A 12,934-nucleotide genomic window follows, 5' to 3' on the forward strand; every position below is an offset into this window, starting at 1 on the left:
GTGTCGAGAGTGGAAGACTCGGGGTATGCAGCAGCACGGCGATTCCTCCGACGAGAGCGCCGGCCGTGACGACCCGACCGGCGCGCCGATGCCGCCCCGGCCCAGCCGTTCTGCCGGTTACTTTCCCGGCGACGACAAACATCCCGCACTCATCACCGAGGCCGCGCCCTCGCTCGATGACCAGCACCGGGCACGGGTCCGCCGCTACACGATCATCATGGCCTTCCGCATACCGGCACTGGTGCTGGCGGCGATCGCCTACGGCGCGTTCAGCAACGCGCTGATCTCGATCCTGATCATTGTCGCCTCGATTCCGCTGCCGTGGATCGCGGTGTTGATCGCCAACGATCGCCCGCCCCGCGACAAAAACGAACCCAGTCGATGGGACCGGCCGCGTCCCGCCCTCGAATCGCGGCCGCACAACGCCATCGACGGCTGAGTCCCACGGCCTCGGGCCCCGGCGCCGGCGCTCTCGACAATCCGGGGTAGCAGGGCAGTCGCAGGCCGCAGCGGTGGCAGAGTACCGATGTGCCTACGAATCGTTCGACCACCACGGGATCACTGCTGACCGCCTTGTGCCCGGCGCTGCGGGCCGCGCTGATCCGAGTCGGATATGACGCCGACACTCTGCCGGAGGTGCTCGGGGCCGACGTCCACGCCGCGCTCGGCCGTTCCGAACCGGTGCCGGTACGGCGCGCCGCACGCGCGGCGGGCGAACTCGGCACGCTGATCCGTCTGTTGCTGCTCGGCGACGCACTGCCGGAGCACGCGGTCGCGGCAGCCCTGGCGCCGGTCGACCTCGACCAGGCGGTGGCGGCGGGGCTGCTGGAACGCGACGGCGATGAGCTGCGCGCCGCGCTGGATCTGCGCCCACTGGATTCCGGTTCGGGCACCCGCTGGATCCTGTCCGATCTCGACGATTCGATGCGCAGACGCATGCTCACCGCCGACCACGTCCTCGGCGTCGGTCACGCGTCGCTGTCGCTGCTGCAGGCCACCCCGACCCGCCCGGTCGGCTCGGTACTCGACCTCGGCACCGGATGCGGTGTCCAGGCCGTCCACGCCGCTTCCTACGCGGGCCGGGTCACCGCTACCGATGTGAATCGGCGCGCCCTGTGGCTGGCCGAGGCCACCGCGGCGCTCAACGAGCTGGATCTTGAGCTGGTGGAAGGTTCCTGGTTCGAGCCGGTCGCCGGGCGCCGCTTCGACCAGGTGGTGGCCAATCCCCCGTTCGTGGTCGGACCTGCGCGGGTCGAGCACACCTACCGTGATTCCGGTCTCGCCCTCGATGGCGCCAGCGAGCTGGTGATCTCCCAGGCGCCGGGGCTACTCGCACCGGGCGGCACCGCCGCGATGCTGGCCGCCTGGGTACACCAGGACGGCGAGGACTGGCGGCAACGGGTCTCCTCCTGGCTGCCCTCCCACGGCGTCGACGCGTGGGTCGTGCAGCGCGATGTCGCCGACCCCGCGCTCTATGTCGGCACCTGGCTGCGCGACGCCGGTCTGGATCCGCGTGATCCCCAGGCTCAGCAACGCGCCGAACAGTGGCTGGACGCCTTTACCACCGCCGATGTCGAAGGCATCGGGTTCGGCTTCGTCTATCTGCGTGCTATCGACGGGCCCACCGAACTGCTCGCCGAGGACCTCACCCACGGCTTCGACGACCCGCTCGGTGCGGAGGCGAGCAAATACTTCGAACGCTCGGCCTGGTTGCGCGCGGTCGCCGCCGACAACGACCTCGCCTGGTCGGCCCGCTTCACCGTCGACCCGGCGACGGCACTGGAACGGGTATATCTGCCCGGGCCGCAGGGCTGGGCACAACGGGTGGCGCGGCTGCACCGCGGCGACGGGCCGCGCTGGCAACACGAGGTGGACGAGACGACGATCTCCCTGGTAGCGGGAATGCGGCCAGACGGGCTGCCGTTGCACGAACTGATCGAACTGCTCGCCATCGCCCACGGATCCGACACCGTGACTCCCGAGTTCGCGGCGGACGCACTGGGGGTGGTGGCCGGACTGGTACGCCACGGACTGATCCTTCCCGGGTAGCGCACACGGCCCGCCGCGGCCATGACACGGCACAGGTGCGTTCCCCATCGTGGGGTGTTCTCAGGAACTTCTCAGCCGAACGTGGCGAAAACCGCAGTTCAGAAGCGGTTTACCGGCGCCCGGTCAGGGAACTTTCCCTATGTCGGGTCCGTTGATCGGAGTGAGACACCACCGACAGGAGGCAAGTCATGACAAGCCCCGCCACCACTCGAGTGCGCGCCAGCGATTCCGATCTCGACGCCCAGAGCCCCGCCGCCGACCTGGTACGCGTGTACCTGAACGGGATCGGCCGCACGGCGCTGCTCACGGCGGCCGACGAGGTCGAGCTGGCCAAGCGCATCGAGGCGGGCCTCTATGCCCAGCACCTGCTGGAGACCGGCAAGCGATTGTCTGCCCCGCGCAAGCGCGATCTGGCCGTCATCGTCCGCGAAGGCCAAGCCGCACGCTCGCATCTGCTGGAAGCCAACCTGCGTCTGGTCGTGTCCCTCGCCAAGCGCTACACCGGACGCGGGATGCCGCTGCTGGATCTCATCCAGGAGGGCAACCTCGGCCTGATCCGCGCCATGGAGAAGTTCGACTACGCCAAGGGCTTCAAGTTCTCGACCTATGCCACCTGGTGGATCCGTCAGGCCATCACCCGGGGCATGGCAGATCAGAGCCGCACCATCCGCCTGCCCGTCCACCTGGTCGAGCAGGTCAACAAGTTGGCCAGGATCAAGCGCGAACTGCACCAGCAGCTCGGCCGCGAGGCCACCGACGCCGAATTGGCCAACGAGTCGGGCATTCCGGTGGAGAAGATCGCCGATCTGCTCGACCACAGCCGCGACCCGGTCAGCCTGGACATGCCGGTCGGCAACGATGAGGAAGCACCGCTGGGTGATTTCATCGAGGATTCCGAAGCCACCTCCGCCGAGAGCGCCGTCATCGCGGGTCTGCTGCACCACGATGTCCGCAGCGTCCTCGCGACCCTGGACGAGCGCGAACAGCAGGTGATCCGGCTGCGCTTCGGTCTCGACGACGGCCAGCCCCGCACCCTCGATCAGATCGGCAAGCTGTTCGGCCTCTCCCGTGAGCGAGTCCGTCAGATCGAGCGCGAAGTGATGTCCAAGTTGCGCAAGGGTGAGCGCGCCGACAGGCTGCGCGCCTACGCCAGCTGATCCTCGTGCCGGCACGCCGGCACGAGCCATACGCGGTGACCGCAGCGTCACCTTCCCGACGCCGACCGGTGTCCGCACGTACCGCCCCCTCCGGAGCGTGCGAACCGGTCGGCGTAAACGTGTGAGCGGGAGGCGCTCTCACCGCATCCGGCTGGCGACAGCGCCCGGCCCGGCTCACCCGAGCCGTCGCGGCCCGGTATCGAAACGGCTGGGTTCGGGGCCGATTCTGGCTCGCGCATAGAGGATTTCGGCCGACGACGGCGAGGCCAACACGGGGTCGAAGTACAGTTCTCGCATCTCCGGCAGATCATCGACCAGTGCCGAAATACGTTGCGCCAGCTCGATCAATGCCGCCTTGTCCACCCGCGGGCTGGCCGGGGTGCCCGACAGCAGCGGCGCGGCGCGCGGTGCATCGATCAACGCGGCGGCCTCATCCTGTGACAAGGGCAGTGCGCGATAGGCGCGGTCGCCCAGCATCTCGATGATCAATCCCGACAAGCCGAACTCGATCACAGAACCGAACGACGGATCATCCTGCACCCGCAGCACACAACCGACACCCTTGGTCGCCATCCGCTGAAGGTGCAGGGCCGGTTCGCCGCTGAGCGCCACCAGGTCCGTATAGGCCTGCCGCACCGCGTCGGGACGCCACAGGTCCAGCCGCACCCCGCTCAGATCCGGACGTCGCCGCCATGCCTCGCTGGTCGCCTTGGCCGCCACTGGATATCCCAGCTCTTCGGCCGCCGCCACCGCGGCATCGGCGTCACGCACCTCGCGAAACTCGACCACCGCAATCCCGTAGCACTCCAGCAACGCCACCGTCTCCAGGTCGGTCAACCGGCGGCCACCGGAATCGGCCATCCAGCCCGCGACCAGTTCGGTGGCCCGCACGCTGTCGATTCCGTCCGGCCGTGCCATCGCTGATACCGGCCGGTCGCGCCACTGTGCGTACCGGCGCACCCGGGCCAGCGCCCGCGCAGCCCGTTCCGGATCCGGGTACGACGGAATGGATCCGCGCACCGCGGCCGCACCGCTGCCCCGCACCGCCAGCAGGTTCGGAATCCCCTGCTCGGCGATGAAGGTGGTCAGAATCGGTTTGCCCGCCTCCGGCACCGCCGCCGACGCGGACCGGATCGCATCGGCGAACTCACCGGTCGGCAACGGGACCGGCGGCGCGAACACCACGATCACCGAATCCACCTGCTCCGAACGCAACTGCGCGACCACCGCGTCGAGATAGTCGCCCGGCGTGGCCTGCGGACCGAGATCCACCGGCTCACCGACCACCAAACCCTCACCACGCGCCGCGTCGACCGCCAGCCAGTTCAGCGCCGCACTGTTACCGATCACCGCGAGCCGCGCACCCGCGGGCAACGGCTGATACCCGAGCAGCGCCGCGCAGTCGAACAGCTCGGAAATCGAATCGACCTGCACGATCCCGGCCTGTGCGAACAGGTCGCGCACGATCGAACGATCCATATCGCCTGCCGGTTGCGCCCGCGCCGCCAGCCTGCCGCTGCTGACCGCCACGATCGGCTTGGTCCGCGCCACTCGGCGCGCGATACGCGAGAACTTGCGCGGATTACCGAAACTCTCCAGGTACAGCAACACCACATCGGTATCGGGATCGGTATCCCAGTACTGCAACAGGTCGTTGCCGGACACATCGGCACGGTTACCGGCAGAGACGAAGGTGGACAATCCGAGATTGCGCGCCGCCGCCTCACCGAGAATCGCCGCACCCAACGGTCCGGACTGACAGAAGAATCCGATCCGACCGCGCCCCGGCAGCACCGGCGCCAAGGTGGCATTGAGCGCGATCGCCGGATCGGTGTTGGCGATACCGAGCGCACTCGGACCGACCACCCGCATCCCGTGCCCACGGGCGGCAGCGACCAGATCGCGTTCGGCGGCCATCCCGTCCAGACCCGTCTCGCCGAAGCCTGCGGTGAGCACGACCAATCCCTTGACGCCCTTGGCCATACAGTCGTCGAGCACTGAATCGATGGACGCCGCGGGCACGGCCACCACGGCCAAGTCGACTTCGTCGGGGATCTCACGCACCGTGGCGTAGGCACGAACGCCCCGCACCGAACTACGGGCCGGATTCACCGGGAACACCGGCCCCTGGAAGGCACCGGACAGCAGATTGGCCAGGACGGCGCCACCGACGCGCCCCGCGCTCGGCGTGGCGCCGATGACCGCGATCGACCGTGGCGACAGCAGGTTTCCGACGCTGCGCGCCTCCGAGGCCCGTTCGCGCGCATCACGCACCGACAGCAATGCCTCGGTCGGGTCGATGGCGAACTCCAGATGCAGGACCGACCCGTCCCTGCTGCGCTCGACCTGATAGCCCGCTTCCCGGAAAACCGTCACCATGACGGTGTTCTCGGCCAGTACCTCCGCGACGAACGTCTCGATCTCGTTCTCGGCCGCCGCGCCGGCCAGATGCTCCAGCAGAATCGAGCCGAGGCCACGGCCCTGATGCCCGTCGGCCACCACGAACGCGACCTCCGCCGCGCGCGGGCCGGTGCGATCGAGCAGTTCGTAGCGGCCCACCGCGATGATCGACTCGCCGAGCTCTGCCACCAGCCCGACGCGGTTGTGATGATCGACATGGGTGGAGCGATACAGATCCTTCGGCGAGATCCGCGGGTAGGGCCCGAAATAGCGCAGATACCTGGTTCGATCCGAGAGCGCGGCATGGAATTGCTGCAACCGGTCGGCGTCATCGGCAGTGATCGGGCGCAACCGCACCACACCGCCGTCGGAGGCCAGCACATCGGCGAACCAGTGTTGGGGTGGCGGTGGCGGAACCGCGGGGGTGTCCGGGGTATCTAGCTCAGTCACGGGGATCCTCCGGGTCGAGGCCGAGCGGGCCGAAGCACGCACGGCGGGTTGCCAGCACGGCGGTATCGATGGCGCGCTGGGCTCGGTCGACCCGCGCGTCGCCGGTTTCGGGGGTGCCGCCCGGTCCGTCCCAGCGGCGGAACGACACATCCGCGCCGTCACCCATCGTGGACGGCGGATCGACGCGTGGCGCCGCCGCACGCACCATATCGATCCAGTCCTGCGTGGTGGCGGTCTCCGGTGCGATATCGCGGTCCAGCGCGGCCGCCAGCAGGTGGGTCCAGGCTCGCGGAACCACGCGGACCAGGCCGTATCCACCGCCGCCCACCGCAAGCCACCGCCCTTCGGCATAGCGATCGGCCAGCTCGCGCATGGCCAGAAACGCCGCGCGCTGACCGTCGACGGTGAGTTCCAGATCCGCCAGTGGGTCTTCTCGATGACTGTCGACGCCGCACTGGCTGACCACGATCTGCGGTCGGAACGCCGCTACCGCGCCGGGAACTACGGCGTGAAATCCGCGCAACCACTGCGCGTCCCGAGTGCCTGGCAGTACCGGCAGATTGATCGATGTGCCCGCTCCAGCACCGCTGCCCGTCTCCTCGGGCCAACCTGTGTTGGGCCACAACGTCGCCGGATGCTGATGGATCGAGACGGTGAGTACTCGCGGGTCCGCGTAGAACGCGCGCTGCACGCCGTCGCCGTGGTGGACATCGACATCGAGATAGGCGATGCGGTCGAAACCGTGGTCGAGCAGCCAGGATATGGCCACCGCCGCATCGTTGTAGACGCAGAACCCCGCCGCTGAGGCAGGCATCGCGTGATGCATACCACCACCGATACTCACCGCACGGCGCGTACGACCCTCGGCGATCTCGCGCGCTGCGGCCAGCGTGCCACCGACGATCACCGAGGCGGCCTGATGCATTCCCGGGAACACCGGGTTGTCGGCCGAGCCCAGGCCGAACGGCGGTGCGGCGGGCGGCTCACCGTGCGGCATCGGCGGTGGCACGGCGTGCTCGACGGCCTCCATGTATTCGGCTGTATGGATGCGCAGCAGGTCGGCGGCACCTGCCGAGGCCGGCTCGAGCAGCTCCACGCCCTCGAGGACACCGAGGCTGCGCGCCAGCGCCATGGTGTACGCCAGCCGCGCCGGTTTCATCGGATGCTGCGGGGTCCAGGTGTAATCGAGAAATCGGTCGGTCCACACGACCGTTGCCTCGTTCGTGGGTCCCGGATGCGCGCCGGACACTGCAGTGGCCATGCTCGCAACGCTAGCGGGAAGCTGACGGCCCCGTTCCGCGTTCACATGCAGTAGAAATACATGCATGAGCGAACACGGCGGTATGCCGTGCGCCGACAGGGTTCCCGACGCGCGACGCCTGCCGCAGTGGCGTGCGCTAAACGAGACGTCGCGTGGGTAGAATTCGTGCCGACGAAGGGGTAACAGGTGAAGGATCTGGTCGACACCACGGAGATGTACCTCCGTACCATCTACGACCTCGAGGAGGAGGGCGTGGTGCCCCTGCGCGCTCGGATCGCCGAGCGCCTCGAGCAGAGCGGGCCGACGGTCAGCCAGACGGTCGCCAGGATGGAGCGCGACGGCCTGCTGCTGGTAGCCGGTGACCGCCATCTCGAGCTCACCGACAAGGGCCGCAGCATGGCCGTCGCGGTCATGCGCAAGCACCGGCTCGCCGAGCGGCTGCTGGTCGACATCATCGGGCTGGACTGGCAGAACGTGCACGCCGAGGCGTGCCGCTGGGAGCACGTGATGAGCGAGGACGTCGAACGCCGCCTCGTCGAGGTGCTCAACCACCCCACGACCTCCCCCTACGGCAACCCGATCCCCGGCCTGGACGAGCTCGGTGTGGTGCCGATCGCCTCGGCCGACGAGAATCTGGCCCGGCTCTCGGAGCTGCCGCACGGCCAGGTGCACGCGGTCGTGGTCCGCAGGCTCGCCGAGCACATCCAGACCGATCCCGAGGTCATCAATCGGCTGCGGGAAGCGGGCGTGGTGCCCGATGCCAGGGTCACCGTCGAGACCAAACCCGGCTCCGTGGTGATCACGGTGCCGGGACACGACGGTTTCGAGCTGTCGGACGAAATGGCCCACGCCGTCCAGGTGAAGTTGGTCTGACCGGTGAAACTTCTGGTTACCGGCGGTGCCGGGTATGTCGGTGGAGTGTGCGCGCAGGTCCTGATCGAGGACGGTCATGACGTGGTCGTCCTCGACGACCTGTCCACGGGCAACGCCGATGGTGTTCCCGCGGGTGCGCGTTTCGTCGAGGGCGATATCGCCGACGCCGCGCCGGATCTGCTGGCTTCCGAAAGCTTCGACGGTGTCCTGCATTTCGCGGCGCAGTCGCTGGTGGGTGAATCGGTGCAGCAGCCGGAGAAGTACTGGCACGGCAATGTGGTGAAGACGCTGCGGCTGCTGGAGGCGATGCGCGCCACCGGTACGCCGCGCCTGGTGTTCTCGTCCACGGCCGCGGTGTACGGCGAACCGGAGCAGGTGCCGATCACCGAGGACGCCGCGACCCGGCCCACCAACCCGTACGGCGCTTCGAAACTGGCGATCGACCACGCCATCACCTCCTATGCCGTCGCGCACGGCCTGGCGGCCACCAGCCTGCGGTATTTCAACGTTGCGGGCGCCTATGGCGGACTCGGCGAGAACCGGGTGGTGGAGACCCATCTCATTCCGCTGGTGCTGCAGGTCGCGGCAGGTCATCGCGAGTCCATCGCCGTCTTCGGCACCGACTGGCCGACGCCCGACGGCACCGCCATCCGCGATTACATCCACATCCGTGATCTCGCCGACGCCCATCTGCTCGCCCTGCGCACCGCCGAGGCGGGCACCCACCGGGTGTTCAACCTCGGTAGCGGTACCGGGTTCTCGGTCCGCGAAGTGATCTCGGCGTGCGAGCGGGTCACGGGCCTGCCCATCGCCGCCAAGGATTCGCCGCGCCGCGCGGGTGATCCGGCGGTACTCATCGCCTCCAGCGATCGCGCGGTCGCCGAGCTCGGCTGGCGGCCCGAACACAACGACCTCGACGAGATCGTCACCGACGCCTGGAACTTCCTGCGCGAGCTCGGTCCCCGCGCCCACAGCGCGAGGTAGGCCTCGCCCGGTGTGTGCCGCAATCCGCGGCGTCATCGCGCCACGTCGAGATCGATGCCGAGGTCGGTGGCCGTCTCCTGTCCGCACTTGATCAGGCGCCGGAGCTGCTCCGGATGCATACCGGAACCCAGGGCGGTATCGAGTAATACCGCCATCGGGTGGTCGGGGTCTGCGTCGAGCGCCGCTGCCAGTGCGATCCCGGCGAAGGGTCCATCACCGCGGGCATAGGCGTAGTAGCCGAGCAAGGTGGCGGCTTCGGCGCGGTCGGTATCGGGCAGGCCGCGCGTCATCATCGCCCACAGTTGCTCCGCGGCGTCGGCATGGTCGGTGCCCGCGAGCGCGAACATGGTGTCGCGGACGTGGCGATCACGCAGTGCCGCAGCTAATTCCGCGAGCTCCGTCGCCGACATCGGCACACCCGACGCCACATTCGTGATCTGCCACAGCACGTATTCCACCGCGCGCCTGCTGTATCCGATCCGATCCTGGCCGCCGGCCGCCTCGGCGAATCGCCGATGTGCCCGCGCGAGCGCCGAACCCATTTCCGCACCGACCAGTTCACGCATCCGCGAATCCGCCGCCACCAGCGCGATCAGTTCCGATCGCGACCGCCTGACCTGCCGGCCGTCGAGCACATGGCTGAGCGTGATCGGCGAGGCTGCGGGATCGGGCACCACGCCACGCCGATCCGCGCCGAGCACACTCCACCACCCATGACCGGGCCCGATCCGCTGCACCGCCCACGCGCCGCACAGCGGTATCCCACGCAGCTCCAATTGCGTCGCCAACGCCGTGATCAGCCGATCGCGCCCGGACGCGCCCGCGTCGGGTTCGCTGAGGCGATCGTCGACGATGCTCGCCAGCACCCCGACCACCCCGTCCTGCTCGCATACACCGGCCACCGTGGACGCCAGCGTCATCGGTGGACTCGGAGGCCGGGTGGCAGGCGAGTCCAGGTCGAATCGCGCCACCACGTCGATCAGTGCGCTGCCCGGATCCAACGGCGCGGCCCGCAGCACCGCCACCACCAGCGACCGCACCGGCACGAACCCGAGAATCGCCGGGACACCGGCGAGGAACTCCCCCGGTTCCGCGAGCCTGATCTCCCCGAGCCGCATCTCGACCCGGCCATCCTCCGGATGAACGACATCCCCTGGCCCGTCGTCGCTGTCGCGCTGCCCGCCGGGATCGTCTCGCCACTCGGCCTCGTCGTTGTCCGCGCAGCGCAGGACACCGCCGCCGTCACGGAGCACCGCTTCGACGGCTGGGTCGATGTCGACCGACCAGTCGCCGTCGGACGGTTCGCCGGTGCCGAGTCCCGCCACCCCCGGCTCAGCGGGAGGGAGGTCGAGCCCTCCGGCGTCGGCACTCTTCTGCCCGACCGGGTTCGGCGTAGGGCGCGTGTCCCGCACCGGGACAACCGGACCGAGCACGACGGAATCGGGTGTGGTGTCCGCCTCCACGGTTCGGCGTCCTTCGCCGGGCACACGTCGATGGCATGGGCCGCACATGCGGGGGCCACCTGCTCCGGCACGCGATCGGCGGGAGGCGCCGGGTCTGCCGGGTCGAACACATATGGCATCGGAATCGTCGGCCGGTGCTGCTGATTCGGCCGTGCGGGCGGCGTGGGCGGACCGATGCACAGTGGGCTCGGAGGGTGTCGCGGGAGTCGTCATGGGTGCAGCCTGCACCAGCGGCGGAACGGCGGCGCGAGCGCGACCTGGGCTTTTACCCAGGCCTGTGGATAACTTCCCCTTGTGGACAACTCGCGCGTTTCAGCTGCCCGCGACCCTGTCCACAGTGGTCCGGAACAGCTGTTCCAGCGCCTGGGTATCCGGTTGTGCGTCGCTGAACGACATGTACGTGACCGCGATCCGCACGTCCCCGACCTGCGCGATCAGCGTACTCATCGACTGCGTGAGCCCAGCACCCCCGACGTCGGGATCGACCGTGCGCCGCAGCGCAAGGGCGTCATCGGCATCGACCTGCGGCGCCTGCTCGAGTTCGGTGGTCACGGTACTTGCCGCGCCCGAGCGCGACACTCGGATCCTCTCGCACTGCTGCACCTGATTACGCAACCGCACCAGCGGCTGATCGGTGCGGGTCAGCTCGACGGTAAGGGTGGCGCGCGCCGCGTCATCGGTCCCCACAGCCACAGCGAGCCGGTCCGGGCCGGGACGGGTCTCGGGTGGAGCGCACTCGGCAGGCTGCACACTCGCACCGGTACCGACGCCGTCCAGGTCGCCCGCCGCCTGTCCTGCGGCCTCCGGTGGCAGCACCACGGCGGGATAGCGGTCCGGAAATTCTTCCGCTCCAGGAAGCAAGGCGGCCAATCGGTCCGTGACCTGCCGAGTTACCGCCGTCGGCTCGGCCGATACCGCGTGACCGGAGACGTTCGATCCGCAACCCGCCATCACCAGCGCGGCAACCGCCAGCGCGCCACCGGCCACCGCGCGGCCCAGCGACATCCTGTGCGTCGAATCCGGCACGCCCACAAGCCCCACTCTGCCAAACTCATCGAGCGGCCCCGCCCTCGCCACGCCGACCGTCATCGAGTCACGGGTGCCGGATGTCTCCGGTCGGGAATGCCTGTGGCATCGACGCTGTTGCCCCCACGTATGGGTCGATGTCCGGCCGTGCGCGACTGAGTACATCGCCCATGGGGGACAATGGACTGTGGTTGACCCGGCGACGCGGCCAACGGTGCGAGATACTTGCGCGCCGGCGTCGGCACGCCCGGTACGCCGCGCAGGAAGGAGTACGCGATGGACTACGAGTCGCGAATGTACGAACTGGAGTTCCCCGCTCCACAGCTGTCGTCCGACGACGGCTCGGGTCCGGTCTTGGTGCACGGCCTCGAGGGCTTCACCGATGCCGGTCATGCGGTGCGCCTGGCCACCACGCACCTGCGCGAGAGCCTGGAAAGCGAACTGGTCGCCTCGTTCGACGTGGACGAGCTGCTCGATTACCGGTCGCGACGACCCCTCATGACGTTCAAGTCCGATCACTTCGCCGAATACGCCGAACCCGAGCTGAACCTGTGGGCACTGCGTGACACCGCGGGCACCCCGTTCCTGCTGTTGTCGGGGATGGAACCGGATCTGCGCTGGGAGAAGTTCACCACCGCCGTGCGACTGCTCGCCGAACAGCTCGGTGTGCGGCGCAGTATCGGTTTGAGCGCCATCCCGATGGCGATCCCGCACACCCGCCCGCTCGGTATCACCGCACATTCCTCCGATCGCGATCTGATCGATGAGGACCATCGCTGGCCCGGCGAGCTGCAGGTGCCCGGCAGTGCCTCGTCGCTGCTGGAGTACCGGATGGCCCAGCACGGTCACCAATCGCTGGGTTTCTCGGTGCATGTGCCGCATTACCTGGCGCAGACCGCGTATCCGGAGGCCGCGCAGACGCTGCTCGAGCACGTCAGCGATAACGCGGGCCTGCAGATCCCGCTGGCCGCGCTCGGCGAGGCCGCGGCGCGGGTGCGCGAACAGGTCAACGAGCACATCGCGGGCAATTCCGAGGTCGAGACGGTGGTGCACGCGCTGGAACGCCAGTACGACACCTTCGTCTCCGCGCAGGAGCGTCAGTCGAGTCTGCTTGTCGGCGACGGCGAACTGCCCAGCGGTGACGAACTCGGCGCCGAGTTCGAGCGATTCCTCGCCGAACAGGGCGGTTACGAGGGCGAGGGCTTCGACTTCGGCGACGGCGACGACCCGCGCTGACCTGGATCGGTCCGGCCGACGGCGGCCCGTAGGGT

10 protein-coding genes are annotated in these 12,934 nt (G+C 68.8%); 6 read left to right on the forward strand and 4 right to left on the reverse strand.

Features of this window, described 5'->3' with window-relative positions:
• The first annotated feature begins 25 nt into the window (after positions 1-25).
• From ACFXNW_RS10190 to ACFXNW_RS10200, 3 genes are all read left to right on the forward strand, one after another.
• Positions 26-439, forward strand: a complete 414-nt coding sequence (locus ACFXNW_RS10190) for a DUF3099 domain-containing protein (RefSeq protein WP_379417282.1) — start codon at positions 26-28, stop codon at positions 437-439.
• Between the two features lie 89 nt (positions 440-528).
• Positions 529-2,049: a methyltransferase gene (locus ACFXNW_RS10195; protein ID WP_379417283.1), complete on the forward strand. Its 1,521-nt coding sequence runs from the start codon at positions 529-531 to the stop codon at positions 2,047-2,049.
• 188 nt (positions 2,050-2,237) lie between these two features.
• Positions 2,238-3,206, forward strand: coding sequence for a sigma-70 family RNA polymerase sigma factor (locus tag ACFXNW_RS10200; protein WP_379417284.1), 969 nt, complete (start codon positions 2,238-2,240; stop codon positions 3,204-3,206).
• Positions 3,207-3,380: 174 nt separating this feature from the next.
• On the opposite strand, the gene ACFXNW_RS10205 is transcribed toward ACFXNW_RS10200, so the two are convergent.
• Positions 3,381-6,056, reverse strand: coding sequence for a GNAT family N-acetyltransferase (locus ACFXNW_RS10205; RefSeq protein WP_379417285.1), 2,676 nt, complete (start codon positions 6,054-6,056; stop codon positions 3,381-3,383).
• On the reverse strand, positions 6,049-7,317 hold the full coding sequence (locus tag ACFXNW_RS10210) for an acetoin utilization protein AcuC (protein WP_379417286.1): 1,269 nt from the start codon (positions 7,315-7,317) through the stop codon (positions 6,049-6,051). Before ACFXNW_RS10210 ends, ACFXNW_RS10205 begins: the two co-directional genes overlap by 8 nt.
• Positions 7,318-7,503: 186 nt before the next feature.
• Between ACFXNW_RS10210 and ACFXNW_RS10215 the strand changes: the two genes are divergently transcribed.
• The gene (locus ACFXNW_RS10215; protein WP_379417287.1) at positions 7,504-8,190 is read left to right on the forward strand and encodes a metal-dependent transcriptional regulator; all 687 of its coding nucleotides are present in this window, start codon (positions 7,504-7,506) and stop codon (positions 8,188-8,190) included.
• A gap of 3 nt (positions 8,191-8,193) precedes the next feature.
• Positions 8,194-9,174, forward strand: coding sequence for a UDP-glucose 4-epimerase GalE (galE, locus tag ACFXNW_RS10220; protein ID WP_379417288.1), 981 nt, complete (start codon positions 8,194-8,196; stop codon positions 9,172-9,174).
• A 32-nt stretch (positions 9,175-9,206) separates the two neighbouring features.
• Here galE and ACFXNW_RS10225 read toward each other — a convergent pair whose 3' ends face one another.
• Complete coding sequence (locus ACFXNW_RS10225) at positions 9,207-10,637, reverse strand: DUF4192 domain-containing protein (RefSeq protein WP_379417289.1); 1,431 nt, start codon at positions 10,635-10,637, stop codon at positions 9,207-9,209.
• 312 nt (positions 10,638-10,949) lie between these two features.
• Positions 10,950-11,678, reverse strand: coding sequence for a DUF5642 family protein (locus ACFXNW_RS10230; protein ID WP_379417290.1), 729 nt, complete (start codon positions 11,676-11,678; stop codon positions 10,950-10,952).
• 261 nt (positions 11,679-11,939) lie between these two features.
• Here ACFXNW_RS10230 and ACFXNW_RS10235 point away from each other — a divergent pair, with 261 nt between their 5' ends.
• Positions 11,940-12,899: a proteasome assembly chaperone family protein gene (locus ACFXNW_RS10235; protein WP_379417291.1), complete on the forward strand. Its 960-nt coding sequence runs from the start codon at positions 11,940-11,942 to the stop codon at positions 12,897-12,899.
• Positions 12,900-12,934: the final 35 nt, after the last annotated feature.

Source organism: Nocardia sp. NPDC059180, from assembly GCF_042754945.1.
GTDB lineage: Bacteria > Actinomycetota > Actinomycetes > Mycobacteriales > Mycobacteriaceae > Nocardia.

Bases quoted from the DNA above. Each gene is read 5' to 3' on its own strand.
- ACFXNW_RS10200 (WP_379417284.1), top strand. From the start codon at position 2,238: ATGACAAGCCCCGCCACCACTCGAGTGCGCGCCAGCGATTCCGATCTC.
- ACFXNW_RS10210 (WP_379417286.1), bottom strand. From the start codon at position 7,317: ATGGCCACTGCAGTGTCCGGCGCGCATCCGGGACCCACGAACGAGGCA.
- ACFXNW_RS10235 (WP_379417291.1), top strand. From the start codon at position 11,940: ATGGACTACGAGTCGCGAATGTACGAACTGGAGTTCCCCGCTCCACAG.
- ACFXNW_RS10190 (WP_379417282.1), top strand. From the start codon at position 26: ATGCAGCAGCACGGCGATTCCTCCGACGAGAGCGCCGGCCGTGACGAC.